Here is a 23,681-nt window from a genome sequence, read left to right on the forward strand (position 1 = left end):
AACTTAAGGGGTATGTCGCTCGCACTTTGTGCCGTTGCCCAGTGTTCCGCGCCTCATCTGCGCGCGGAACACATTTTCGTGAATCACCTGTGGAAGCCTTTGGTCAGCCGACCTTGGCGAGGCGCGCGACTTCCGGATCGTAGACGCGGCCGAAGCGGTTGGCGAGGAAATCGGACAGGCGCACTTCCTCCTGGCGGACGAAGCCCCTGGCCGGCAGCTTGCCGTCGGCGAGCAGGTCGAGAACCGTGCAGATGCCGGCTGCCGTGGTGATCTGGATAGCGCTCATCAGGCGGCCGCCGACCACGCCGGCATAGACCTTGTTGGCATAGGTCTCCTGCAGGAAGCGACCGTCCTTGGTGCCGCAGACCGTGACGAAGACGACAACGACGTCCTGCATGGTGGCGGGAAGGGCGTTTTCGAACAGGTCCTTCAGGACATCGCGGCGGTTCTTGAGGTTGAGGTCGTTGAGGAGGGCCTTCACGATCGCCTGGTGGCCCGGATAGCGAATGGTCCGGTAGTTCATGGTGCGCACCTTGCCTTCAAGCGTCTTGGCGAGTGTGCCGAGGCCGCCGGAGGTGTTGAAGGCCTCGTAGGTGACGCCGTCGAGCGAGAATTCCTCGCGCTCTTCCATGGCCGGGACGTTGATCAGCTTGCCTTCTACGATGGCCTCGCAGGGCTCGATATACTCGTTGATGAGACCGTCGGTGCTCCAGGTCAGATTGTAGTTGAGCGCGTTCGACGGATATTGCGGCAGCGCGCCGACGCGCATGCGCACGCTGTCGAGCGTGTCGAAGCGGGTGGAGAGGTCGTTGGCGACGATCGAGATGAAGCCGGGAGCGAGGCCGCACTGGGGGATGAAGGCGGCGTGGGCATTCTTCGCCAGGGCTTCGACCTTGCGGGTGGTGGCAACGTCTTCGGTGAGGTCGAGATAGTGGGTGCCGGTGCGGGCAGCCGATTCGGCGATCGCGCCGGTCAGGTGGAAGGGCGCGGCCGAGAGGACGGCGAACTTGCCGGCGAGGACTGCATCGAGGGCATTGGCATTGCCGATGTCGACCGCGGCCGTCGATATGGCCGGATGGTGCTCGACGGCGGCGAGCTGGCTCTCCGAGCGATCGGCCACCGTGATCTTGTAGGAGCCGCTGTCTGCAAGCATGAGCGCGATGGCGCTGCCGATCTTGCCGGCGCCGATGATGACGATGTCCTTCATGGAAATATCCCCTCTTGAAATTTGTCAGATTTGTTCAGGATGCCGACGGGGATGGACGATTCCAAGTGGCGTTATGTTCAAAATGATCTATGATATTGGGCAAATTGCCGAACGGATTGATCACAATGCAATTGAGCGACAAGGACCGCGAACTGATTTCCCTGCTGGGCGAGAACGCCCGCATGCCCGTCGCCACGCTGGCGCGGCGGCTGTCGCTGTCGCGCACGACGGTACAGGCGCGGCTCGAGCGGCTGGAGCGGGAAGGGGTGATCGCCGGTTACGGCGTCCGCCTGTCGGACAGTTATCTGCGCGACCTGATTCGCGCCCATGTGCTGATCACCATCGCTCCGAAGTCGCTTTCGGCGGTGACGGGCGAGCTTGCGGCGATCCGCGAGGTGACGGCACTGCATTCGGTCAACGGCCCTTACGACCTGATCGCCATCATTGCCGCCCCCTCGATCGCCGAACTCGACCGACTGATCGACCGCATTGGCGAACTGGCGGGCGTGGAGCGAACCTTGTCGTCGATCATCCTGTCGACGCGGATCTCCCGGTAGCCGCGCTGAGCTCCGCCGCGCTAACCCCCTGTTCACCGGTTCGGAGCCTTCCCCTTTCCCCCGCATTGTTTTAGGACATGAGTCGCACTATGTGCGGGAGACCGAATCGAAGTGGAGACCATCCGGATGAACGAAGACGAAGACGACAAGAGCAAGGAACTGCCGCTCGGCAAGGAAACGGAAGCGAACCTTTTCAAGTCGCGTTCGATCTTCATCTATGGTGGGATCACCCAGGAACTGGCGCAGAAGGTCTGCACCCAGCTCGTGGCGCTTGCCGCGGCATCCGACGAAGACATCCGCGTCTACGTCAACTCGCCGGGTGGCCATGTGGAATCGGGCGATTCCATCCACGACATGATCAAGTTCATCAAGCCGAAGGTCTGGATCATCGGCACGGGCTGGGTCGCCTCCGCCGGCGCGCTGATCTATGTGTCGGTGCCGAAGGAACGCCGGATCTGCCTGCCGAACACGCGCTTCCTGCTGCACCAACCGTCGGGCGGCACCCGCGGCATGGCATCCGACATCGAGATCCAGGCCCGCGAAATCATCAAGATGAACCAGCGCCTGATCAAGATCTTCTCGAAGGCCACCGGCCAGTCGGAAGACAAGATCGCCAAGGACATCGACCGCGACTACTGGCTGTCGGCCGAAGAGGCCAAGGACTACGGCCTGGTCTCCAAGATCGTGACGAGCCAGTCGGACATCTGAGACCCTGTATCTCTGGACGAATTTCGAAAACCCGCCGGCTTTCCGGCGGGTTTTTTCGTGGCTCAGTAGGAGCGGGTGAAGCCTCCGTCATGCATGATGTTGAGGCCCGTCATGTGGTCGGAAAAGGCGGAAAGCAGCCCCTCGACCGCGACGGCAACCTCGGAGGGTTCGCCGTACTTGCCGAGCGGCACGTTGGCGGTCTCCTCGGCGAGGCGCTGCTCGTAGGAGATGCCGGCTGCCGCGGCGCGTTTCTCGATCCCCTCGCGGTACCAGGGGGAGAGCGTTCCGCCGAGCGACAGCGTGTTGACATGGATGCCGCGGGCGCCGAGCGCGAAGGCGAGGGTCTTTGCTTCGCCGACCCAGGCGCAGCGCAGGACGTTCGACGTCGCGTAGTGGCCGAGCACCTGGGCCGACGAAATGCCGGAAATGATGACGATCTTGGCACGCCGGCCGGCCTCGGGGTCCGGTCTCATGCGGGCGACGGCCGTCTTCAGAAGTTCGAGCGGGCCGATGAAGCAGTCCTGGAAAAGCGTCCGCCAGGCGGCACTCTCAGGCAAGGCATCGTTGGTGCTGTGGGCCTGCGGCGGCATCAGCACGAGGCCGTCCAGGACGATGCCCTGCGCGTCCAGCGCTCCGCCGAACCGGGCGATCGAGCTTTCGTCCGTCATGTCGACCGCGAGCGGGATGTGCCGGGGGTGATGGTTTGCGAGTTCCCGGGCGAGGGCGTCCAGCCGCTCCTGGTTCCGCGCGGCGAGGATCAGTCGCTGTCCGCCCGCCGCCAGCCGCCTGCAGACCGCTCGGCCGATGCCCCCTGTCGCGCCGGTGATCAAGATCGTCTTCACGTCACCTGTCATTGGCCGTCCCTCGCTTTCGGGTCCGAATGCGCGACTATACGCCTTGCGGCGGCCTCTGCGAAGGCGTGTCGTGGCTGCCTGCGGGGGGTGTCTGTCGGCTTTGCGCGTTCGTTGGCCGTCGTGCTCCAGCGCCTGAAGCCCACTTCGCCGGCCTCCCGCGCCGTGATCTTGTCACGGTGGCAATTCTGATCTTGCTGTTGTTGTATGTGTGTATAATTTCTCCCTCATTGATCTATCTCTTTTGAAGGCGCTCACACGTATGGCGGCACCCAAGACCGGAACCGGCATTGGCCTTGCCATCGTCTGCCTCGCCATTCTCGGCATCATGCCGGTCCTGTCGAACAGCCGGCCGGCGGATTTCTCTGCCCTCGGTTTCGCCTTCTGGCTCTCTGTCTGGGAGACCGTCTTTGCCATTCCCCTCGTCGCGCATGAAAGGCGAAACGGGACATCGCGGCTGCTTTCGGTCGAGGCCGGCACGGCGTCCCGACGCCGGGCGCTGGCCGTGGTGGTGGTCACCGGGGCGATGTTCGGGCTCTCGACCTTCCTCTACGTCTTCGGCATCGAAAGGGCGGGTGCGGTCAGTGCGGCGATTGCCATGCAGGCCTACCCGGTCTTTGCCATCCTGTGGGAAAGCCTCTTCCTCAAGCGGCGAAAGTCCATGGTCGAGCTGTTGCTTACGGCTGTCCTGATGGTCGCACTCTATTATCTGGGGACAGGCGGCACCTGGCGGATCGACGGTTTCTCTCCGTGGTTTCTGCTTGCACTCGGCGTCCCGTTCCTGTGGAGCGTCGCCCACGTGATCATCCGGGAAGAGCTGGGCCGCACGCCCGTGACGCCGGCCGAGGTAACGCTGCTGCGCGTCGCCGTCTCGACCGTCTTCCTCGGCGGCGTAGTCGCAATCGTCGACCCGCAGCAGTTTGCCGCCGGTCTCGTGCGCGGCGATTTTCTGCTCTTCGGTATGGCGATGGGGCTCGTCTATTACCTTGAGCTGATCGTCTGGTTCTACGCCATCCGCCATATCGACGTGTCGCTCGCAAGCTCGATCACGACGCCCTGGCCGGCGTTGACCATGGTCCTGTCGGCGATCTTCCTCGGCGACAGGGTCGAACCCTATCAGATCGCCGCCTTCATTCTGATCGCCGGATGTATCTATGGGTTGATGATTGCCGGATTGCGGAAATCGAGCATGGGGAAGCTGCCGGCCTAGCCTGGCGTACCCGACCGGGCCCGGACGGCCTTGCCAAACTTACGCGGCCTGTTGAAGGTGCCGCTTCCCATTCATCGATTGCCGAGTCCTGCGATGTTCAAAGACCTTTCCGCTCAAAGCCTTTTCATGGGCGTGCTCACCGCCTTCGTCGGCTTCGCCAGTTCCTTCGCCGTCGTGCTGCAAGGCTTGAAGGGGGTCGGGGCGACCGATTATGAGGCAGCCTCGGGCCTTATGGCGCTGTCGGTGTCGATGGGGCTGTGTGCCATCGTGCTGAGTGCCTGGACGAAATTGCCGGTGTCGATCGCCTGGTCGACGCCCGGCGCGGCGCTGCTGGCGACGGCCGGCACGGTGGAGGGCGGCTTTGCCGCGGCCGTCGGCGCCTTTCTCGTCTGCGCCGTGCTGATCGTGATCGCCGGTCTCTTCAAGCCGCTCGGTAGGGCGGTCGCGGCCATCCCGGCGCCGCTCGCCAATGCCATGCTGTCGGGCGTGATCCTCGGCCTGTGTTTCGCCCCGTTCAAGGCGATCGCCTTCGATCCGAAGCTTGGCCTGCCGATCCTCGTCGCCTGGGCGGCGGTGCTGGCGTTCAAGCGGCTCTATGCGGTTCCGGCGGCGCTTGCCGCCTTCGTGATCGTGATGGTGTTCGGCGTCAAACTGCCGGACGGGGCAATGGCAAGCTGGGCCGCGTCGCTCGCGCCGCCGATGGAACTGGTCGCGCCGACCTTCACGCTGCCGGCGCTTGTGTCGATCGCGCTGCCGCTCTTCATCGTCACCATGGCATCGCAGAACATTCCCGGCATCGCGGTCCTGAAGGTCAACCATTACGATCCCAATCCCGGCCCGCTGTTTGCCGTGACGGGTGTCTTTTCGCTCCTGTCGGCGCCGTTCGGCGGCCATGCCGTCAACCTTGCGGCGATTACGGCGGCGATGTGCGCGGGCGAGGACGCCCATCCCGACCGCAACAAGCGCTATTGGGCGGCGATCATCGCCGGCGTCGGCTATGTCATCCTCGGTCTTGCCGCAGGCGCCGTCACCGCCTTCGTGTCGCTCGCGCCGCCGATCCTCATCCAGGCCGTGGCGGGACTTGCGCTGATCGGCGCCTTTTCCGGCTCGGCCGTCGCCGCCTTCAAGGAGCCCGAGACGCGTGAGGCCGCCGCCGTCACCTTCCTGATCACGGCCTCCGGCGTCTCCTTCGCCGGAATTTCCGGCGCCTTCTGGGGGCTGGTCGCCGGCGGATTGATGCTTGGATTGTTGCGGCTCTCACGCAGGGGGTGAGCTCTCGATTTTTGCGCGTCTCCGTGCTTTGATCGGGCATGGAGTTCGAATTCGATCCGGCCAAGAGCGAGGCGAACAGAGCGAAACACGGAATCGATTTCGTGGCGGCGCAGGAATTGTGGCGTGCGGGAAACGGGTTGACTGTCGACGCCCGCTCGCAGGACGAGGTCCGATATGGTATTGTCGGTCTCATCAAAGGCAAATTCTGGATGGGATACTTCACGCTCCGGCATAACAAGATCCGGATCATTTCCGTTCGCAGGGCCAGGAAGGCGGAGAGTCAGTATTATGAAGACCATAACAGCGGCTGAGCTCGACGAAAAATTCGACAACGGGGAAGACGTCAGCGAATATTTCGATTGGGCCAATGCGCGGCGTATCAATTGGGAGCACGAACTGGTCGAGCTCGAATTGCAGAAAGAGGAGCTGTCTGCGCTCGACGCGGAGGCCGTTCGTTTGAACACCTCGCGGCATAAGCTGGTATCCCTATGGATTCGCGAACGCCTCAAACAGTCTCCGAAGTCCGCCGCCGAATAACGGACTTGCGCGATCGGTCGTCGCGCGTTATCTGTTTGCCATCATGACACGTTTCGGCTCGACCATTGCTGCGACCCTGAAGACCGCCCGCCCGGCGGCCGGTGTTGTCGCGTCGGTGCCAAACTCGCTTCTTCTTAGCCTTATCCGCGGTTGCCGGGTCCTTTGAGGAGCGCCCGGCGGCCGGATAGCCGCATGGCTCAGCTCCTCGAAGCAAATCCCGTAGACTGATACTATTTGGCCGACCGAAGGCCAGCATTTGCCGTCGCCATGGCGCCATTGATGCGCTAAGAGCCGGGCAGGTGCGGAAGAGGAAGAGATGAACGACATGAGCATGAAATCCGGAACCGGCATTGTGGGCATGCCCGAGGCGGCGATGAAGTATCGCCCCTATCCGCAAATCGACATCAAGGACCGCACCTGGCCGTCGAAGACCATCACCAAGGCGCCGATCTGGTGTTCGGTCGACCTGCGCGACGGCAACCAGTCGCTGGTCAATCCGATGGGCCACGACCGCAAGGCCCGCATGTTTCAGCTGCTGCTCGACATGGGCTTCAAGGAAATCGAGATCGGTTTCCCGTCCGCTTCGCAGACCGATTTCGACTTCGCGCGCTGGTGCGTGGAGGAGGGCGGCGTGCCCGCCGACGTGTCGCTGCAGGTTCTGGTCCAGTGCCGGCCTGAGCTGATCACCCGTACCTTCGAGGCACTGGAAGGCGCACACCGTCCGATCATCCATTTCTACAATTCCACCAGTGAATTGCAGCGCCGCGTCGTGTTCGGCAAGGATGTACCGGGCATCAAGCAGATCGCCGTCGATGCGGCCAAGATGATCACCGACATGGCGGCCAAGGCCGGCGGCGGTTTCCGCTTCGAGTATTCGCCGGAAAGCTTCACCGGTACGGAGCTGGAGGTGGCGCTGGAGATTTCCAACGCGGTCATCGACATCATCAAGCCGACGCCGGACAACAAGCTGATCCTCAACCTGCCGTCGACGGTCGAGATGGCGACGCCGAACATCTATGCCGACCAGATCGAATGGATGTGCCGCAACATCAACAACCGTGAGAACGTCATCGTCTCCTTGCATCCGCACAACGACCGCGGTACCGGCATCGCCGCGACCGAGCTCGGCCTGATGGCCGGCGCCGACCGCGTCGAGGGTACGTTGTTCGGCAACGGCGAGCGCACCGGCAATGTCGACATCGTCACGCTGGCCCTCAACATGTTCACGCAAGGCGTTGATCCGGAACTGGATTGCTCCGACATCGAGCGGATCAAGGCGGTCTACGAATATTCCAACGAGATGACCATTCCGGAGCGCCATCCTTACGTCGGCGAACTGGTGTACACGGCGTTTTCCGGCTCGCACCAGGACGCGATCAACAAGGGTATGAAGGCGATCCGCAAGGCGAATTCCCCGGTTTGGGAAGTGCCGTACCTGCCGATCGATCCGCAGGACGTCGGCCGGACCTACGAGGCGATCATCCGCATCAACTCGCAGTCGGGCAAGGGCGGCATTGCCTACATCCTGCAGGAGGATTACGGCATCAACCTGCCGCGCAACCTGCAGGTCGAGTTCCGCGAGGACATCCAGCGGATCACCGACGAGGAAGGCGTGGAGCTGCCGTCGAAGCGCATCTATGAGCGCTTCATCGAGCGCTACGTGACCCAGCCCGGCGCACGGCTGAAGTTCGTCGATCACCACACCTATCCGGCCGGCTCGGACCAGAAGGGCGTGCGGATCGTGGCGGCCGAGATCACCGATGGCGGCGAACTCAAGCGTATCGAGGGCAAGGGCACCGGCCCGATCGACGGCTTCATCAACGCGTTGTCGACCTATCTCGGCACCGAGCTGTCGGTCGCCGACTACTCCGAGCATTCGCTGCAGCACGGTTCGAACGCGTCGGCGATCGCCTATGTCGAGGTCGAGCACAAGGGTGGCAAGCTGTTCGGCGCCGGGATCAACAGCAACATCGTCTCGGCTTCGCTGGAGGCGATCGTCTCCGCCGCGAACCGGGTGCTCGAAGACCGCGCGAAGAAGGCCTGAACCATGGCGCTCCACGCGGTCGCGATCGGAGATGTGAGAAAGACACCACCGCTCGTGCTCCTGCACGGCTTCGGCGGCGGGGCCTTCATTTGGCAGAAGGTCATGGCGGGGCTGGGCGCCGGCCGCCCGGTCATCGCCTATGACATGCCGGGGCATGCGGGTTCGCTCGATGCCGACGGTATCGGCAGCGCCAGCAAGATGGCGAAGGCGATCCGCAACGATCTCGACCTGCGTGGGGTCACGGCCTTCCACGTCGCCGGCCATTCGCTCGGCGGCGCGACGGCCGCGCTTCTTGCACTCAAGGATCCAAGGCGGGTTCTCAGCGCAACGCTGCTTGCCCCCGGGGGTATCGGATCGGCGATCAACCACCGGGTGCTTGCCCATTATGCCCGGGCGGAGACGCATATCGACCTTGTCCGGGCGCTCGAGGTCATGAGCGGGTTCAATGCCAGGCTGCCGGAGGAGATGGTCGAGGAGATGCTGCGGCTTCGGCAGATGCCGGGATCGCGCGATGCGCTCGACAGGATCTTCGATGCGATCACCTATGTCGCTTCGACCGGCGAGCGGCTGCAGGGCGAACTGCCGCTCAAGGCGCTGGCCAACCTGACCATGCCGATCCGCGTCGTCTGGGGGATGGAGGACTGCGTGTTGCCGGCGGGACAGGCAGACCGGCTTCCGGCCAACATGGCACTGACCCGGATCGCCAATGCCGGCCACATGCTGGTGGACGAATGCCCCGAGGCGGTCGCGAGCCTGCTCCGCGAAATGACGGCCTAGACGGCTGGACCAAGGGTCGCCAAAGGCATTCAAAATGCTTCGGCCGGCGGGTGCGTCATGCATCCGCCGGCCTTCTTCATGGCAGAATCTTCAGTTCGTTCCGAAGACGTATTCGCCGCGTTCGTGGATGGTGTTGGCTCGACCGACCAGGAGGCTGTCGACCCTTCCGATCCGCTCGGGATCCTTGCCGGTATAGGGCAGGGAGTGGAGCACGTAGCGCATGGCGTTCAGCCGGGCCCGCTTCTTGTCGTCCGATTTGATGACCAGCCAGGGCGAATCCGCCGTATCGGTGTGGAAGAACATGGCTTCCTTGGCCCGCGTATAGTCGTCCCACTTGTCGAGCGACGCGAGGTCGACGGGCGAGAGCTTCCATTGCTTGAGCGGGTGTACCTTGCGCTCCTTGAAACGGCGGCGCTGTTCGTCCTGGCTCACCGAGAACCAGAACTTGATGAGATGGATGCCGCTGCGCACGAGATTGCGCTCGAACTCAGGCGCCTGTCGCAGGAATTCCCGGTACTCCTCGTCGGAGCAGAAACCCATGACCCGTTCGACGCCGGCGCGGTTGTACCAGCTGCGATCGAAGAGCACGATCTCGCCCCGCGTCGGCAGGTGTTCGACATAGCGCTGGAAATACCACTGGCCGCGCTCGACTTCACTCGGCTTTTCGAGCGCGACGACACGGGCGCCACGGGGATTGAGATGTTCCATGAAACGCTTGATGGCGCCGCCCTTGCCGGCCGCATCGCGTCCCTCGAACAGGATGATGATGCGCTGGTTCGCTTCCTTCACCCAGGACTGAAGCTTGAGCAATTCGGTCTGGAGAACGAACTTCTCGTGTTCGTAGTCGCGCCGAAGCATCTTGTACTTGAACGGATAGCCGCCGTCCCGCCAATCATCGGCGAGCTCGTCGCTGCTGATGCGGGGGTGGCCCGACGGCTTGGGCAGGCCGAGCTGCTTGCGCAGGCGGCTCGCGTCGTCCGGGGAGGCGCCGTCTATGATCGCCTCGATCCCGGCCTTGATTTCACCGTCGCCGCCGGCTCCCAAAGCGATCTCCGTCATGGCGGACAGCTCGGCTTCCTGGGCGGCCGCGCTGCGTTCCTCGGCAAGGCCGGATTCCACGGCCGGGGGGAGGGCAGTGACGACATTTCCGTCGATCGGGGTTGCGTTCTTTTCTGCGTCCTGGTGCGCCATGGTTCTCCTCTCGCATTGTCCTGATATCTGTTGGTCCTGTCCGGCGCTCGTCACAGAAGACAAGGGCCGGCAAAACGAAGCCGCTCGCACCGACGTTCCGCCTGCGAACTGCATCTCGACGAACATTAGGCGCTTCGAATGACCACGCGGCATTGACTTGGATCAAGATTTTCAAGGCTTGCCGGCGGGGTGTCCGGCGGGTCTCACGCTAACCCGGCGGTGGGGGCAAACCCTCGAAAAGGCTAGTTGAATTTCCTCGGGCGTGCTTTTAATCAATCGACTGATCAGGGTTCGGGAGGGTGGTTTCATGGCCAGGCAGGTATCGGGTGCTGCGGCGACGCGGGCGTCGCTGGTCTCTGCCGCGCTCGAGCTCTTCGGCAACCATGGCTATGACGCGGTCTCGACCCGCCAGATCGCCGACCATGCGGCCGCCAATATCGGCAGCATTGCCTATCACTTCGGTGGCAAACCGGGCCTGCGCAATGCCTGCGTCGAATATGTGATCGAGGTCATCGTCGAGGCGCTGGGACCCGGTTTCAGCCAGCCCCTGCCACCCCATCTCAAGCCCGACGAAGCGTTGAACCTTCTCGAGGGCATGATCGGCACCCTGATCCGCATCGGTTCGACCCGGCCCGACGCCGACCAGATCTCCAATTTCATGACGCGGGAACTGGTGATGCCGGGCGAGGTCGACGGGCTGCTCTATGACCGCATGGCGCAACCCCTGCATGACCGCTTCTGCCAGCTGTTCGCCATAGCCGTCGGCCGGCCGGACAACGTCGCCGGGCTGGAGCTGACGGTGTTTTCGCTGCTCGGCCAGTCGGTGTTCTTCCGGATCTGCAAGCCGGTCGTGGTCAAACGGATGGGGTGGAAGGGCTTTGGGCTCTGCGAGGCGCAGGCGGCGATCGCGGTGTTTTCCGACAATCTGAGGGCGATCGTCGCCTATCACCGGTCGCGAAATGGGCCTGGCGGCTAGCCGATCAGCATCTGGTGATGTTCGTGGCGCAGCTTGGTCACGGCGTCGAACAGGCCGTAACGGTCCCACTTCATCTGCCACTCGCCCGGCTTGCCGCTGATCGAGAAGAGATTGAAACCCGCAGCCGGTTTATGGGCGCCCGGGCCTTGCGAGGCCGAAGATATGCCAACGACGGGGACCCGTTTGCCGTGGCTGTCGAGCCAGTAGAGTGTGTTGAGGTGGGTGTGGCCGTGCAAGACGAGCTCGGCGCCGCCCATCGAGATCGCGGCCGCGAAACGGCGAATGCCGATCATGCGCTTGTGGGACGCCGCGGCACCCCGGATCGGCGGGTGGTGGATCATCACGACGCGGAACAGGCCTTCCTCGCCGGCTGCCTTCAGCAACTCGACGGTCTCGCGCGCCTGGCGCGCACTGAAATAGCCCGTTGCCGAAAAAGGAGGCGTGGCGATCGAGGTGGAACAGCCGATCATCGCCACCGGGCCGCGCCGACGAATATAGGGAAAGAGCTTGTAGCCTTCCTTCCAGATCAGCGGATCGTCGTCGCCGCGCAGATAGTCGTACCAGGCCTGCACCGCCTTGTCGTGGGCACCGGGCACATAGGCGTCGTGATTGCCGGGCACGACGGAGGTGTCGAGGGGCGCGCCCGTGCGGCGCAGCCATTCGGCGGCAAGCCGGATCTCGATGCCGGAGGCGAGGTTGACGAGGTCGCCGGTGATGGCGAGATGGTCGGGCGCCTGTTCGCGGATGCCTTCGATGACGAGGTCCAGCGCGTTGGCGAAAAGGTGCTTGCGCCGGTTGCGGTGCCAGTTCACATATCCGGTGATGCGTTTGGAGGCGAGTTCGCGGAACGTCAGATTCGGCAATGGGCCCAGATGGACGTCGGATATATGCGCGAGCTTGAACATGGCGCTTGTCTTAAAGGCGCGGTGCGACAGGAGCAAGAAGAATGAGCCAGTCGAGCGACAGGGATGAGAGGCTGACGGGTGGACGCAGCCTGCTGGTCCGGCTTCTGCACGGCTATTTTGCCGTGTCGCGTGGCATGACGCTCGGCGTGCGGGCCGCCTGTTTCAACGAGGAGGGCAAGGTCTTCCTCGTGCGCCATTCCTATGTTCCGGGCTGGTACATGCCGGGCGGCGGGGTGGAGCGGCGCGAAACCGCGCTTCAGGCGCTCGAAAAGGAGTTGCGCGAGGAGGGGAACCTGATGCTGACCGCCCGGCCCGAACTCTTCCATGTCTATTTCAACAGTCGCATCAGCCAGCGCGACCATGTGCTCTTCTACAAGGCTCAGGTCGTGCAGACGGCGCCGCGCCTTGCCGATCGCGAGATCGTCGAATGCGGCTTCTTCGATCCCGCCGATCTGCCGGACGAGGTGACCGCCGCCACGCGGCGACGGCTTCTCGAACTGAGCGGGACGGTTACGCCTGCCGATATCTGGTGACGTCCGCCTGCGCTGATAGACCTTCCCGTCCGTGCGGCCGGTCGAGATCGAGCTCTGGCCCGACGGGTACGATGCCGGTCGGATTGATCGTCTTGTGGCTGCGATAGTAGTGATGCTTGATGTGGTGGAAGTCGACCGTTCCGGCCACGCCCGGCGTCTGGTAGAGGTCGCGCACATAGGCCGAAAGGGTCGGATAGTCTGCGATGCGGCGGATGTTGCACTTGAAATGGCCGACATAGACCGGGTCGAAACGGATGAGCGTGGTGAACAGCCGCCAGTCGGCCTCGGTCATCGCGTCGCCGAACAGGTAGCGCTGGCCGGACAGCCGCTCTTCCAGTTCGTCGAGCATGGCGAAGAGCGGATAGACCGCACTTTCATAGGCTTCCTGGGTCGTGGCAAAACCGGCCTTGTATACGCCGTTGTTGACCCGGTCGTAGACGCGGGCATTGAGGGCGTCGATTTCCTCGCGCAGCGTGAGCGGCGACAGGTCGAGGGTGGAACCGGTCAGGCCGTCGAAGGTGCTGTTGAACATCCGGATGATGTCGGCGGATTCGTTCGAGACGATCGTACCCGCCTGCTTGTCCCAAAGCACCGGTACCGTGACGCGGCCGGAATAGGCCGGATCGGCCTTCAGGTAGATCTGGTAGAGGTAGTCCGAGCCGAACAGATGATCGACGGTGGCGCCGTCGCGGTCGTGGAACTCCCAGCCGTTTTCCACCATCAGCGGATCGACGATCGACAGCGAGATCAGGTCCTCGAGGCCCTTCAGCTTACGGAAGATCAGCGTGCGATGGGCCCAGGGACAGGCCAGCGAAACGTAGAGATGATAGCGGCCCGCCTCGGCCCTGAAGCCTCTGCGGCCGGTCGGTCCGGCGGCGCCGTCGGCGGTCACCCAGTTGCGGAACTGCGCCTGCGAACGCTTGAAATGGCCGGCGGTCGATTTCGTGTCATACCAGACGTCGTGCCAGACGCCTTCAACGAGCATGCCCATCGGCATTCTCCCAGTTGGTGTTCATTTTCTGCCTAATCACATACGCCTCGCGGCCCAGATTGGGAGATGCGAATGATTGAACAGTGCGTTTTTCCATTGGACGGGCCGAAAAAATGCTGCTATCCGGAATCCCGCTCAACAAGGATAACCCTTTTTCATGACCGCACCACGGACCCTGCGACGACGCTGATGCTTCCCGAACGCCCTTTCGGCGTCATCGAGAACCCATATCTACGTCTGTCTTCCGGTTCGGTCATTCCATGAAAAATCACGACCTTGTCTACCTCACCGAGGATGCGTCGCACGACGCGGTCATCGAGCATATCAACGAAGAAGCTTTCGGCCCCGGCCGGTTCACCCGTGCCGCTGCGCGGATCCGCGAGCAGGGGCCGCATGACCGGCACCTCTCCTTCATCTGCGCCGATGACGGCGAGACGATCGCTTCCGTCCGCATGACCCCGGTGATCGCCGGTTCGGTCAAGGGCCATCTGCTCGGACCGCTGGCGGTCCGGCCGTCGCACAAGAACCGGGGCATTGGCCGCGAGCTGGTGAGGATTGCCATCGACGCCGCCCGGCGGGCCGGCTCCGAAGCCGTCATCCTGATCGGCGATCCGCCCTATTACATGCCGCTCGGCTTCGAGAAGGTGGCCTGGAAGGCGCTGGAGTTCCCCGGCCCGGTCGATCCCGCCCGGGTTCTGGTCGTGCCGCTCGGCGCGGACGTGCACGAACGTCTCAACGGCGTGATCGCCTGGCGGGACGATGTCGCAGAGGCGGAAGCGCTCAGAAAAGCTTCTTGAGCCAGGTGATCGCGTAGTCGCCGGTGAATTTGTCGATCGCGCCGCAGATCTCGTAGCCCTGCCGCTGATAGGCGCGGCGGGCGGCGGGATTGATCGTGTCGATATAGGCGCCGACGCAGCCGCGCAGCTTCGCCTCGTCCTCCGCCGCCTGCAACAGTCGCCCGGCGGTGCCCGTCCCCCGCAGGCGCTCGGGCACGAACAGCATTTCCGTATAGAGCCAGCCACGGCCCGTGTAACCGATCAGCCCGCCATCGACCTTCCCGTCCTCGTCCGTCAGGGGGATGAAGAGGTTCTTGCGGTCGGTCGGGCCGAGCATGTCGGTATTGTAGTCGAGGATGCCCTTGCGGATCACATCGCGGGCGTCATCGGGGACGGTGTCGGAGAGGGGGAGGGAGTCGATCATGGGCGGGAATTGTCGGCCAGCGTTGGAGTCTTGTCCAGCGGCTGGACGGAAAGGCGAAGGCCCATACTGCGCAGAAGGGCGTTCAGGCTGCGGAGCTCCGGGTTACCCTTTTCGGAGAGCGTGCGGTAAAGCTGGGTCGGGTTCAGATCCGCAGACTTCGCCACGGCCGAGACGCCGCCGAAGGCCTTTGCCATCTGGCGAAGGGTCACCAAAAGCTCGCCCTGGTCTCCATCGGCGAGGATTGCATCGAGCGTGGCAGCGGCGAGCTCGGGGTCCTCACGGAAAAGGGTCGCCATGGCGTCGTCATGGGATTGATCCTTCATCTGATGTTCCTTCAATCCTTCCGGCCCAACCAATCCAACCAGTATGTGCAGGCGCGGTCGATGTCCGCCTCTTGCGTCCGCTTTGTTCCAGCGCATAGAAGCAGCACCACGGTGTCGCCTGATCTCGCATAGTAAATCCGGTAACCGGGGCCCACGTCGACACGCAGCTCGCAGACACCCCGCCGCACCGCTTTGAAATCCCCGAAATTTCCTTGCTCCAGACGATTGAGGCGCCTGACGATAGCGGTCTTCGCCAACGGATCGCGGAGGTCGCGAAGCCATTCAACGAAGAGATTTCGGCCATCTTGATTCAGGTAGTGGCGAACTTCTAACATAGAATTGATTTCGTTTAAAGACGAATATTTTCGGCTCTGCTTCAATTCGTGACTGTGTCCGAGGGGAGCAAGGGAAGAGTCCACGAATTTGCGGCCCCAAAAGCCAAGAGAGATTAGCACTCGACTTGGATCGAGCGCAAACCAGGGTTGTATTCTCTTGTATGTTTCGTGCAGATGACGACGCGTGGCTTCGCTTCCTTCGGGCCACGGTATGGCCAGGAGCCGCGCTATCGGCCCTATAACGACCGCAAGGATTTCACCCCGCGCATTGAACGTTCATCAGCTTTCGATCATGTTGCCGCCATGGAAACACTGATCGACTATTTCACTTCGGCGGCCAGCGGCATCGGCTTCGTTGTCGTGACCATCGGCATCGTCCTCGCAAGTTACTTCGTGGCGCGAAAGCTGCTTCATCCGGGCGGCGAAGCGGATCGTACGCTGGAGGTCGCCGGGAACGTTGCCGTGCGGGTGGCGACGCTGCACAGCCTGATCCTCGGCCTCGTCTATGCCCAGGAACTCGACGACTACAAGGCGGTCCGATCCAATCTGATCGACGAGGCCGTGGCGATCTCGGATGTCTTCAACGACGTTCGGCGCTATGGTGGGCCGGTCACGCTCGAGGTTCAGCAGGGCCTTGCGAGATATGTCGCGGTCGTCGTCGATGACGAGTGGGGACGTCTGGCGCGGCATGAGGGGCTTTCGCCTAAAGCATGGCAGGAGTGGGAGGCGGTATATGACACCATCCTGGATCTCACGCCGGTCTCTGAACGGGAGCGCTATCTCAGCGCGCGGTTGAAGGACAGGGTTTCGGCGATCGCGAAATACAGGCAATTGCGCGAGGCGCCGTCCTTGAACCACTTCTTCTGGCTCTTCTGGGCTCCGGCCCTCATAGGCCTCGTGATCGTCTCCGCTGCCTTCTACGTCTACCGGCCATCGCGAACGCATCTCGTTCTGTTCAGCCTCTTCGGCGCCTATTCCGGCGTGATTCTCTTCTTCATCTTCGCCTTCGGAAATCCGTATGCCAATCCGGGCAAACTGCAGCCGCGTCCCTTCCAGCACCTGCTCGAAGGCGACTTCCGGTCGGTATTGCCGCCAAAGTCAGGCTGACACGGAGCAACGGCAAAAACCGTCGGAAATCTGTCGGCCCCCGGCTGGGAGGGGGCGGGTTCCCTAACGTCCCTCGCGCCACCACGTGGCCGATATTGCGAGTAGCAGCACGGCAAGCCCGGCGAAGCCGGCAAACAGCGGCAGGGTGTTGACGCCCTTCAGTACGGTTTCGTCGGTCAGGCGGACGAGGAGCCGGCTGTCGTCGGCGAGGCGGACGGCGCCGCGCACGGGCAGGATGTCGGGCAGGCGGATGCCGCCATTGCCGTCGTCGAGGCGGGCGAGGTGTCCCTTCGTCTCCGCGGCAAGCGGTTTCAGCGTGTCGAGCGTCGAGACCATGGCCTTGAATTCCGGCGCATCGACCGCGCCGACATGGACGAGCGTGGAAAACTCGCCATTGGAGATGGTGAAGAGCCCGGTCTCGTCCATGCGCTTTTCGGCGCGATAGAGGCCGGGGGCGGTTTCGGCGAGCGGCAGTGGCTCGGTCTTGCCTGAGGGATAGCGCACGGTGGCGGCACCCGGATCGCCGCCGATGGTCTGGCGGGTCACCTCAAGCGTGCGGCCGGAGGCGCGGGCCTTCAAGGCCTCTTCCTCGAGTTCCGGTTCCTTCATCAGCCAGTGGGCGATGCGGCGATAGAGCGAGACATGCGGGCCGCCGCCTTCGAAGCCGCGGGCCCAGAGCCAGCCCTGATCGGAGAGCAGCATGGCGACGCGGCCTTCCTCGGCGCGGTCGAGGACCAGAAGCGGGCGGCCGTCGGCGGCGGTCATCACGGTCTCGCCGCGCGGCGGGTCGACGTCGACGCTGCGGAACCAGCGACCCCAATGCGGCGGCTCGTCGGTCGAGCCGTCGAGGCCGCGGGTGACGGGGTGGCGCTTGCCCTGGTCGGACAGGCGCGGATAGAAGGCCGCCTGGTGCACCTCGCCTGTCGGCGCGGCCGGCAGGACGGCGGAGAGCGGCGTGATCGCGATCGAATCCTCGCTCGCATGTTCGGGGCCGGCGGCGATCAGCAGCGCGCCGCCTTTCTTCACGTATTCGGCGATGTAGTCGTAATAGAGGATCGGCAGCACGCCGCGGTGCTGGTAGCGGTCGAAGATGATCAGGTCGAAATCGTTGATCTTCTCGACGAAGAGCTCGCGGGTCGGGAAGGCGATCAGCGACAGTTCGTTGATCGGCGTGCCGTCCTGCTTTTCCGGTGGCCTGAGAATGGTGAAATGCACGAGGTCGACGGCGGCGTCCGACTTCAACAGGTTGCGCCAGGCGCGTTCGCCGGCATGGGGCTCGCCGGAGACGAGCAGGACGCGCAGGTTCTCGCGGATGCCCTCGATCAGGTGGATCGCCTTGTTGTTGACCTCGGTCACTTCGCCGGGCGTCGCGGCGACCTCGAACTCCAGCACATTGGCGCCGCCGCGCGGAACCTTGAAGCTGAACGGCGTCTCGGCACCCGGGACGGCGTTCAGAGTCGCAATCTCCTCGCCGTTCATGCGCACGGTGACGGTTGCCGGCGTGTCGGTGCGACGGCCGTCGTCGAAGACACGGAGCGCCAGTTCCTGTTCCTCGTCGGCGATCCCGAAGCGGGGCGCGCGCAGCACCTCGATCCGCCGGTCGAACTCGTCGGCCCGACCGGTGATCAGGGAATGGACGGGGGCGTCGAAGCCGAGGGCTGCAGCACCCTGCGGAATGTCGTGGACCTGGCCGTCGGTCAGGAAGATCGCGCCGCCGATCCGGGCGGGCGGGACGTCGGCGACGGCCGAGGCGAGCGCTTCGAAAAGGCGGGTGGAGGGGGCGTCGGAGGTCGCCGGATCCTTCACCTCGACGATGCGCGGCTCGATGCGACCGAAACGCGAAAGCCGATCCTTCAGCCCGGCAAGCGCGGCATCGGTCATCGCCACGCGCTCCGGCGTTTCCTGGCTCTGGCTGCGGTCGACGACCACCGGCACGACGGTGGAGAGCGGCTCGCGGTCTTCCTGCATCAGCAGGGGATTGGCAAGCGCTGCGAGCACGGCCGCCGAGGCGGCGAGGCGGACCGCAGTGCCCCGGATGCGGCGGGCAAAGCCCGCGGTCGCCAGGATCAGCGCGACGAGTGCCAGGCCGAGAAGCACGAACCACGGGACGAAGGGGGCGAATTCGAGCGTCATGTCACTGCCCCAACCGTTCGAGCAGGGCCGGCACATGCACCTGGTCGGCCTTATAGTTGCCGGTCAGCATGTACATCATGATGTTGACGCCGGAGCGGAAGGACATTTCCCGCTGCATCTCGTCCGGTGGCACGGTCGGCATCAGGGGCGCGCCATTGCCATCGACCGCCCAGGCGCCGAGCATGTCGTTGCCGGTGATCAGGATCGGCGAAACCCCGTCGCCGGAAGAAACGACACCGCTGTTGGTGGTCTTGGCTTCCTGGCGGGCCTCGACCCAGAGCGGGCTTCCGGTATAGCGGCCGGGGAAATTGCTCAGCAGATAGAAGGAGCGGGTCAGCACGTGGTCGGCAGGCACCGGCTCCAGCGGCGGAATGTCGATATTGGCAAGAATCGCCTGCAGGCGCTCGCCGTTGGCGCTCGGCCCGTCGGTGTCACCAAGCGCCGAGAACTGGTCGCGGGTGTCGAACAGGACGGTGCCGCCGGCGCGCATATAGGCGTCGATGCGGCTGATCGCGGCGGCTGACGGCATCGGCGCGGTCGCCGAGATCGGCCAGAAGATGATCGGGTAGAAGGACAGTTCGTCCTTGGTGATGTCGAGCCCGACCGGCGGCGCGGGTTCCAGCGTGGTGCGGTAGGTGAGGAAATCGGTGAGGCCGCGCAGGCCGTTTTCGGAGAGGCGGTCGACCTCGTCCTCGCCGGTCACGACATAGGCGAGATGGGTGTTGTCGAGGCGTTCGAAGATCACCTCGTCACCGGGCTTTGCGTCGTCGGCCACGGCGCGGTCGGCGGGAAAGCCGAGGCTGAGGGGCGCCAGGGCGAGAACGACGGCCGCGGCGGTCCGGCGCGGCAGCCGCGCGAAGGCGCCGCCCATGAAGAGCACGACGAGGCTGTCGACGACGAGCAACAGGAAGGCAAGGCTCAGGAGCGCCGGTTTGAGCGGGGTGGCGGCGGTACCGACGAGCGGTTCACGGGCAATCGCCATCGAGGCCTCGGTGTTGAGGGGTTTGAGCTCCGCGCCGGCCGGCAGCAGGTTGAGCGCGGCAAACCCGTCCTCGGTGCCATAGAGGCCGGGCGGATTTTCGAAGGTGGCAGCCGAGGGCCTTGCCGGACCGATGTCGAGCGGCCGCGCATTGCCCGGATCGGCAATCAGGGCGCCGCGTTCGTCGAGCAGCCGGAAGGGGGCAAGCGTCGCGCGGGCTGAGGCATCCGGCGAGGATGCGGCCGTGCCGACGCGGGAAAGCTGGACGATCCGGCGCAGCATCTCGACGAATTCGCCCGAGATCGGCAGGTCCGACCACGTCGCCTCGGCGCTGACATGGAAGAGCACGACGCGGCCCGCGCCGTTTTCCTTGACGGTCACGAGCGGGGTTCCGTCGGCGAGGCTCGCCCAGGTGCGTTCGGCGAGATCGGGTGTCGGCTCGGCCAGGACCTGGCGCTTGATCAGCACGCCTTCGGGGCGGGCCATGCCGGCGAAGGGGCCGAACTTGGGGAAGTCGGCGAGCGGCTGCGGTTCTGCCCAGGAGAGCGCGCCGCCCAGTTCGCGTTCGCCCTGGCGCAGGATCACGGGCACCAGCGGATCGTTGACGGGAGCTGCGGCGAGGCGCGGGCCGGCAAAGCGGATCAGCGTTCCGCCCTGGTTGATCCAGCGCTGCAGCGGCTCGTAGACGTCGGCCGGAAGGCGGCCGATATCGGCCATGACGATGGCGGACGGTTTTTGCGCGAGGATCTCGGGGATCGAGACGGCGAGATCGGGCACGCCCGGCTTCAAGAGGTCGGCGTAAGGGGCGATCGCCCGCTCGATGTAGTAGAGCGGCGAGAGCAGCGGCTGGAAGGCATCGCCGACATCGCCGGAAAGCAAGGCCACGCGGCGGCGGCGGAAACCGTCGTCGAGCAGGTGGGTGGAACCGGCGCTGGCTAGGCCGGCAATCGAGAGCCGCGCGAAGTCGTTGCGCAGCTCGAAGGGAGCGGCGACCTCGCCGGTCGCCAGGGTCTTGCCGGCGGGGAAATTCACGGTGCCGGAGGCGATGACGCGGCCCTGCCGGTCCTGGGCGTCGACGATAAGGCTGCGGGCCTCGTCGCCATCCAGTCGCGAGACCGTGACGGTCAAGGCGTCAGCGCCGTTGGCCGCCGCCGTGATGGCGGTCGCGGCGGTCTTGTCTCCCTCGATCAGCCGGAGTTGGGCCGGCGAAAGGGCTGCAAGGTCGGACAGCAGCCGTTCCTTGTCGTCGGCGGCAATGCCATCGGAGAGATAGACGAGCGTGCCGGGACGGGTTCCGCCGAGGGCGGCGGAGGTCGCCTCTATGGCCCGGGCACGATCCGGACGCAGCGGTTTCGGCCGGGCCGCATGCAGGCGTTCGAGCGCCTGGGCCGCGCCGGCCGGCACTGCGTCGTGGGCGGCATCGGCGGTGAAGACGATCGACACCGGCAGGTCGCGATCGCTCGCGTCACCGATCAGCGCCTCGGCGGTCGCCACCCGTCGGTCCCAGTCGGAGACGGTGGCCCAGCCGTTGTCGACGACCAGCACCAGCGGGCCATCGGCGGAAAGCGAGGCATTGCGCGGGTTGAGAACCGGATCGGCGAGGGCGAAGATCACCAGCGCGGCCAAAAGCATGCGCAGCAGGGTCAGCCACCACGGGCTCTTCGACGGCGTCTCGTCGCGCTTCAACACGCCGGCCAGGATGCGTAGCGGCGGGAAGACTTCGCTCTTCGGCCTGGGCGGGGTGAGCTTCAGCAGCCACCAGATCAGCGGCAGCGCGGCCAGGGCGATCAGAACGGCGGGGGCGGCGAAGGCGATCGGGAGCGCGTTCATGCCGGCATGCTCCGGCTCACGAGCGGCGGCGTGCCGGAGAGATACATGTGGACCGCAACCAGCGCCTCGGAGGCGAGCCGGTCCGTGCCGTGGTGGACGAAGCTCCAGCCGAGACGGCGCAGTTGTTCGCCGAGGTTTTCGCGACGGGCGAGATAGGCGCGGCGGTAGTCGTCGCGCAGTCCCTCGGCGCGGCCGGAGACAAGCTTTTCACCGGTTTCCGGATCGGTGAACTCGGTGCGTCCGGCATAGGGAAAGGTCTCTTCCGCGGGGTCGGCGATCTCGACGACATGGCCGCGCAGGCCCCGGCGGGCGAGTGGCGCGATCTTCTCCATGATGCGGTCGGCGTCATCGAGGAAGTCGCCGATCAGCACGATGTCGCTCGTGCCGCGGATCATGGTGGTGTCCGGCAGCCCGTCGGACAGCGGCGCATGCATGATCGCGGTGGCCAGCCGTTCGGCGGCGTTGCGGGCAGCCACCGGCTCCATCACGCCCGGGCAGCCGATGCGTTCGCCGGATCGCGCCAGGATTTCGGCGAGCGCCAGCATCAGCACCAGCGCACGGCTTTCCTTCGACACCATTCCGAGCGTCGACTTGTACATCATCGACGGGGACATGTCGGCCCAGAGCCAGACGGTGTGGGCGGCTTCCCATTCGCGGTCGCGGATATAGGTGTGGTCGTCGCGGGCCGAACGACGCCAGTCGATGCGGGCGAAACTTTCACCCTCGGCATAGGGGCGGAACTGCCAGAAATTCTCGCCGATGCCGCGCTTGCGGCGTCCATGCCAGCCGGCGATCACCGTGTTGGCGATGCGGCGGGCCTCGACCATGCAGTCGGGCACCAGCACCGCACGCTGGCGGGCGCGCGTGAGCGCGTCGCTGGCGGAGGTCTGTTCGACGATCTGGCCTATGCTTGCCACGGATGCATCGCCTTTCCGGTCATCAGCCGCGCGCCTGCCTGACGAGGTTGGCGATCACGTCGCGCACCGACATGCCTTCGGCGCGGGCGGCGAAGGTGAGCGCCATGCGGTGTTCGAGCACGGGTTCGGCGAGCGCATGCACGTCGTCGAGCGAGGGGGCAAGGCGGCCTTCATAGAGGGCGCGGGCGCGGGCGCAGAGCATCAGCGCCTGACCGGCGCGGGGACCCGGACCCCAGGCGACCGACTTGTCGGTGTCGGCGTTGCCGTGGCCGGGACGGGCGGAGCGGACGAGGGAGAGGATGGCGTCGACCACGCTGTCGGAAACCGGCATCTGGCGGATGAGCTTCTGGATCTCCAGGAGGCGGGCCGCATCGACGACGCTCACGGCCTTCTGTTCGCTGACACCGGTGGTCTCGAGCAGGATCTGTCGTTCGGCGGCGAGCTCGGGATAACCGACGTCGACCTGCAGCAGGAAGCGGTCGAGCTGGGCTTCCGGCAGCGGATAGGTGCCTTCCTGTTCTAGCGGATTCTGGGTCGCCAGCACGTGGAAGGGGGCCGGAAGGTCATAGGGCCGGCCGGCGATCGTCACGTGGTATTCCTGCATCGACTGCAAGAGCGCCGACTGCGTGCGCGGGCTGGCGCGGTTGATTTCGTCGGCCATCAGAAGCTGGGCGAAGACGGGGCCCTTGACGAAGCGGAAGGAACGCCGGCCGCTTTCGTCCTGGTCCATGACCTCGGTGCCGAGAATGTCGGAGGGCATCAGGTCGGGCGTGAACTGGATGCGGTTGGCATCGAGACCGAGCACGGTGCCGAGCGTGGTAACGAGCTTGGTCTTGGCGAGGCCCGGCACGCCGACCAGCAGCGCATGGCCGCCGGACAGGATGGCGAGAAGAGTGTTCTCGACGACCTTTTCCTGGCCGAAGATGACGCGCGAAACGGCCTGCCTGACGGCGGCGATGTCGGCCAGGGCCTTTTCGGCGGCCTCGACGATCGCCTTTTCGTCGAGCGCGGCATCCGGGGTCGGCATCATGCCCATGGTCTTCTCCATCTGGTTTGGCCATCGCTGCCGAATCGGAAGCTCTTTCCGACCACGGCACT

Annotated in this window: 24 protein-coding genes; 12 read left to right on the plus strand and 12 right to left on the minus strand. The window is 64.6% G+C overall.

The features are described 5' to 3' along the window. Nucleotides 1-103: 103 nt before the first annotated feature. Nucleotides 104-1,207 (minus strand): saccharopine dehydrogenase family protein, encoded by a 1,104-nt coding sequence (locus HHL25_RS02220; protein WP_169586838.1) that lies wholly within the window; start codon nt 1,205-1,207, stop codon nt 104-106. Nucleotides 1,208-1,332: 125 nt separating this feature from the next. On the opposite strand from HHL25_RS02220, the gene HHL25_RS02225 reads away from it, so the two are divergent. Together HHL25_RS02225 and HHL25_RS02230 are read left to right on the plus strand one after the other, a co-directional pair. Further along, the gene (locus HHL25_RS02225; protein ID WP_169586840.1) at nt 1,333-1,764 is read left to right on the plus strand and encodes an Lrp/AsnC family transcriptional regulator; all 432 of its coding nucleotides are present in this window, start codon (nt 1,333-1,335) and stop codon (nt 1,762-1,764) included. A gap of 126 nt (nt 1,765-1,890) precedes the next feature. Then, nucleotides 1,891-2,472 (plus strand): ATP-dependent Clp protease proteolytic subunit, encoded by a 582-nt coding sequence (locus HHL25_RS02230; RefSeq protein ID WP_169586842.1) that lies wholly within the window; start codon nt 1,891-1,893, stop codon nt 2,470-2,472. Between the two features lie 62 nt (nt 2,473-2,534). Here HHL25_RS02230 and HHL25_RS02235 read toward each other — a convergent pair whose 3' ends face one another. Then, a complete protein-coding gene (locus HHL25_RS02235) occupies nt 2,535-3,314 on the minus strand; it encodes an SDR family oxidoreductase (protein ID WP_315853011.1) in 780 nt (259 codons plus the stop codon). Between the two features lie 271 nt (nt 3,315-3,585). Between HHL25_RS02235 and HHL25_RS02240 the strand changes: the two genes are divergently transcribed. The 6 genes from HHL25_RS02240 (at nt 3,586) to HHL25_RS02265 (ending at nt 9,163) form a co-directional block, all read left to right on the plus strand. Further along, a complete protein-coding gene (locus tag HHL25_RS02240) occupies nt 3,586-4,533 on the plus strand; it encodes a DMT family transporter (RefSeq protein WP_169586846.1) in 948 nt (315 codons plus the stop codon). Between the two features lie 93 nt (nt 4,534-4,626). Beyond that, complete coding sequence (locus HHL25_RS02245) at nt 4,627-5,805, plus strand: benzoate/H(+) symporter BenE family transporter (protein WP_169586848.1); 1,179 nt, start codon at nt 4,627-4,629, stop codon at nt 5,803-5,805. A 38-nt stretch (nt 5,806-5,843) separates the two neighbouring features. After that, the gene (locus HHL25_RS02250) at nt 5,844-6,116 is read left to right on the plus strand and encodes a BrnT family toxin (RefSeq protein WP_169586850.1); all 273 of its coding nucleotides are present in this window, start codon (nt 5,844-5,846) and stop codon (nt 6,114-6,116) included. Beyond that, nucleotides 6,094-6,342, plus strand: coding sequence for a type II toxin-antitoxin system BrnA family antitoxin (gene brnA / locus HHL25_RS02255; protein ID WP_169586852.1), 249 nt, complete (start codon nt 6,094-6,096; stop codon nt 6,340-6,342). Before HHL25_RS02250 ends, brnA begins: the two co-directional genes overlap by 23 nt. A 325-nt stretch (nt 6,343-6,667) precedes the next feature. Next, a complete protein-coding gene (gene leuA / locus HHL25_RS02260; RefSeq protein ID WP_169586854.1) occupies nt 6,668-8,386 on the plus strand; it encodes a 2-isopropylmalate synthase in 1,719 nt (572 codons plus the stop codon). A gap of 3 nt (nt 8,387-8,389) precedes the next feature. Then, on the plus strand, nt 8,390-9,163 hold the full coding sequence (locus HHL25_RS02265; protein ID WP_169586856.1) for an alpha/beta fold hydrolase: 774 nt from the start codon (nt 8,390-8,392) through the stop codon (nt 9,161-9,163). A 90-nt stretch (nt 9,164-9,253) separates the two neighbouring features. On the opposite strand, the gene ppk2 is transcribed toward HHL25_RS02265, so the two are convergent. Continuing rightward, nucleotides 9,254-10,354 carry a polyphosphate kinase 2 gene (ppk2, locus tag HHL25_RS02270; protein WP_169586858.1) on the minus strand — a complete coding sequence of 367 codons (1,101 nt, stop codon included), beginning with the start codon at nt 10,352-10,354 and terminating at the stop codon, nt 9,254-9,256. Nucleotides 10,355-10,661: 307 nt separating this feature from the next. On the opposite strand from ppk2, the gene HHL25_RS02275 reads away from it, so the two are divergent. After that, nucleotides 10,662-11,330 carry a CerR family C-terminal domain-containing protein gene (locus tag HHL25_RS02275; RefSeq protein WP_169586860.1) on the plus strand — a complete coding sequence of 223 codons (669 nt, stop codon included), beginning with the start codon at nt 10,662-10,664 and terminating at the stop codon, nt 11,328-11,330. On the opposite strand, the gene HHL25_RS02280 is transcribed toward HHL25_RS02275, so the two are convergent. Further along, complete coding sequence (locus HHL25_RS02280) at nt 11,327-12,235, minus strand: metallophosphoesterase family protein (protein WP_169586862.1); 909 nt, start codon at nt 12,233-12,235, stop codon at nt 11,327-11,329. The two genes, HHL25_RS02275 and HHL25_RS02280, sit on opposite strands and share 4 nt — an antisense overlap. A gap of 41 nt (nt 12,236-12,276) precedes the next feature. On the opposite strand from HHL25_RS02280, the gene HHL25_RS02285 reads away from it, so the two are divergent. After that, nucleotides 12,277-12,768, plus strand: a complete 492-nt coding sequence (locus tag HHL25_RS02285; RefSeq protein WP_169586864.1) for an NUDIX domain-containing protein — start codon at nt 12,277-12,279, stop codon at nt 12,766-12,768. Here HHL25_RS02285 and HHL25_RS02290 read toward each other — a convergent pair. Beyond that, nucleotides 12,746-13,759: a glutathione S-transferase family protein gene (locus HHL25_RS02290; protein WP_169586866.1), complete on the minus strand. Its 1,014-nt coding sequence runs from the start codon at nt 13,757-13,759 to the stop codon at nt 12,746-12,748. The two genes, HHL25_RS02285 and HHL25_RS02290, sit on opposite strands and share 23 nt — an antisense overlap. 260 nt (nt 13,760-14,019) lie before the next feature. Here HHL25_RS02290 and HHL25_RS02295 point away from each other — a divergent pair, with 260 nt between their 5' ends. Further along, complete coding sequence (locus HHL25_RS02295; protein WP_169586867.1) at nt 14,020-14,556, plus strand: GNAT family N-acetyltransferase; 537 nt, start codon at nt 14,020-14,022, stop codon at nt 14,554-14,556. Here HHL25_RS02295 and HHL25_RS02300 read toward each other — a convergent pair. Genes HHL25_RS02300 through HHL25_RS02310 form a run of 3 tightly spaced genes read right to left on the minus strand, consistent with a single transcriptional unit; the run spans nt 14,540 to nt 15,617 of the window. After that, nucleotides 14,540-14,959, minus strand: a complete 420-nt coding sequence (locus HHL25_RS02300) for a GNAT family N-acetyltransferase (protein WP_169586869.1) — start codon at nt 14,957-14,959, stop codon at nt 14,540-14,542. The genes HHL25_RS02295 and HHL25_RS02300 overlap by 17 nt on opposite strands. Next, complete coding sequence (locus HHL25_RS02305; protein WP_169586871.1) at nt 14,956-15,282, minus strand: helix-turn-helix domain-containing transcriptional regulator; 327 nt, start codon at nt 15,280-15,282, stop codon at nt 14,956-14,958. Before HHL25_RS02305 ends, HHL25_RS02300 begins: the two co-directional genes overlap by 4 nt. An 11-nt stretch (nt 15,283-15,293) precedes the next feature. Beyond that, nucleotides 15,294-15,617: a type II toxin-antitoxin system RelE/ParE family toxin gene (locus tag HHL25_RS02310; protein ID WP_169586873.1), complete on the minus strand. Its 324-nt coding sequence runs from the start codon at nt 15,615-15,617 to the stop codon at nt 15,294-15,296. A gap of 174 nt (nt 15,618-15,791) precedes the next feature. On the opposite strand from HHL25_RS02310, the gene HHL25_RS02315 reads away from it, so the two are divergent. After that, nucleotides 15,792-16,724 (plus strand): bestrophin-like domain, encoded by a 933-nt coding sequence (locus HHL25_RS02315; protein WP_246701674.1) that lies wholly within the window; start codon nt 15,792-15,794, stop codon nt 16,722-16,724. Nucleotides 16,725-16,787: 63 nt separating this feature from the next. Here HHL25_RS02315 and HHL25_RS02320 read toward each other — a convergent pair whose 3' ends face one another. The 4 genes from HHL25_RS02320 to HHL25_RS02335 are packed head-to-tail and all read right to left on the minus strand — an operon-like array spanning nt 16,788 to nt 23,619. Next, nucleotides 16,788-18,857, minus strand: coding sequence for a hypothetical protein (locus HHL25_RS02320; protein WP_169586875.1), 2,070 nt, complete (start codon nt 18,855-18,857; stop codon nt 16,788-16,790). 1 nt (nt 18,858) lies between these two features. Next, nucleotides 18,859-21,666 carry a DUF4159 domain-containing protein gene (locus HHL25_RS02325; protein ID WP_169586877.1) on the minus strand — a complete coding sequence of 936 codons (2,808 nt, stop codon included), beginning with the start codon at nt 21,664-21,666 and terminating at the stop codon, nt 18,859-18,861. Next, nucleotides 21,663-22,583 carry a DUF58 domain-containing protein gene (locus tag HHL25_RS02330; RefSeq protein ID WP_169586879.1) on the minus strand — a complete coding sequence of 307 codons (921 nt, stop codon included), beginning with the start codon at nt 22,581-22,583 and terminating at the stop codon, nt 21,663-21,665. Before HHL25_RS02330 ends, HHL25_RS02325 begins: the two co-directional genes overlap by 4 nt. A gap of 22 nt (nt 22,584-22,605) precedes the next feature. Next, on the minus strand, nt 22,606-23,619 hold the full coding sequence (locus tag HHL25_RS02335; protein ID WP_169586881.1) for an AAA family ATPase: 1,014 nt from the start codon (nt 23,617-23,619) through the stop codon (nt 22,606-22,608). Nucleotides 23,620-23,681 lie beyond the last annotated feature (62 nt).

The sequence above is a fragment of the Rhizobium terricola genome (genome assembly GCF_012927355.1).
GTDB classification, from domain to species: Bacteria; Pseudomonadota; Alphaproteobacteria; order Rhizobiales; family Rhizobiaceae; genus Allorhizobium; species Allorhizobium terricola.

Bases quoted from the DNA above. Each gene is read 5' to 3' on its own strand.
- HHL25_RS02220 (WP_169586838.1), bottom strand. From the start codon at position 1,207: ATGAAGGACATCGTCATCATCGGCGCCGGCAAGATCGGCAGCGCCATC.
- HHL25_RS02225 (WP_169586840.1), top strand. From the start codon at position 1,333: ATGCAATTGAGCGACAAGGACCGCGAACTGATTTCCCTGCTGGGCGAG.
- HHL25_RS02230 (WP_169586842.1), top strand. From the start codon at position 1,891: ATGAACGAAGACGAAGACGACAAGAGCAAGGAACTGCCGCTCGGCAAG.
- HHL25_RS02240 (WP_169586846.1), top strand. From the start codon at position 3,586: ATGGCGGCACCCAAGACCGGAACCGGCATTGGCCTTGCCATCGTCTGC.
- HHL25_RS02245 (WP_169586848.1), top strand. From the start codon at position 4,627: ATGTTCAAAGACCTTTCCGCTCAAAGCCTTTTCATGGGCGTGCTCACC.
- HHL25_RS02250 (WP_169586850.1), top strand. From the start codon at position 5,844: ATGGAGTTCGAATTCGATCCGGCCAAGAGCGAGGCGAACAGAGCGAAA.
- brnA (WP_169586852.1), top strand. From the start codon at position 6,094: ATGAAGACCATAACAGCGGCTGAGCTCGACGAAAAATTCGACAACGGG.
- leuA (WP_169586854.1), top strand. From the start codon at position 6,668: ATGAGCATGAAATCCGGAACCGGCATTGTGGGCATGCCCGAGGCGGCG.
- HHL25_RS02265 (WP_169586856.1), top strand. From the start codon at position 8,390: ATGGCGCTCCACGCGGTCGCGATCGGAGATGTGAGAAAGACACCACCG.
- ppk2 (WP_169586858.1), bottom strand. From the start codon at position 10,354: ATGGCGCACCAGGACGCAGAAAAGAACGCAACCCCGATCGACGGAAAT.
- HHL25_RS02275 (WP_169586860.1), top strand. From the start codon at position 10,662: ATGGCCAGGCAGGTATCGGGTGCTGCGGCGACGCGGGCGTCGCTGGTC.
- HHL25_RS02280 (WP_169586862.1), bottom strand. From the start codon at position 12,235: ATGTTCAAGCTCGCGCATATATCCGACGTCCATCTGGGCCCATTGCCG.
- HHL25_RS02285 (WP_169586864.1), top strand. From the start codon at position 12,277: ATGAGCCAGTCGAGCGACAGGGATGAGAGGCTGACGGGTGGACGCAGC.
- HHL25_RS02290 (WP_169586866.1), bottom strand. From the start codon at position 13,759: ATGGGCATGCTCGTTGAAGGCGTCTGGCACGACGTCTGGTATGACACG.
- HHL25_RS02295 (WP_169586867.1), top strand. From the start codon at position 14,020: ATGAAAAATCACGACCTTGTCTACCTCACCGAGGATGCGTCGCACGAC.
- HHL25_RS02300 (WP_169586869.1), bottom strand. From the start codon at position 14,959: ATGATCGACTCCCTCCCCCTCTCCGACACCGTCCCCGATGACGCCCGC.
- HHL25_RS02305 (WP_169586871.1), bottom strand. From the start codon at position 15,282: ATGAAGGATCAATCCCATGACGACGCCATGGCGACCCTTTTCCGTGAG.
- HHL25_RS02310 (WP_169586873.1), bottom strand. From the start codon at position 15,617: ATGTTAGAAGTTCGCCACTACCTGAATCAAGATGGCCGAAATCTCTTC.
- HHL25_RS02315 (WP_246701674.1), top strand. From the start codon at position 15,792: ATGACGACGCGTGGCTTCGCTTCCTTCGGGCCACGGTATGGCCAGGAG.
- HHL25_RS02320 (WP_169586875.1), bottom strand. From the start codon at position 18,857: ATGACGCTCGAATTCGCCCCCTTCGTCCCGTGGTTCGTGCTTCTCGGC.
- HHL25_RS02325 (WP_169586877.1), bottom strand. From the start codon at position 21,666: ATGAACGCGCTCCCGATCGCCTTCGCCGCCCCCGCCGTTCTGATCGCC.
- HHL25_RS02335 (WP_169586881.1), bottom strand. From the start codon at position 23,619: ATGGGCATGATGCCGACCCCGGATGCCGCGCTCGACGAAAAGGCGATC.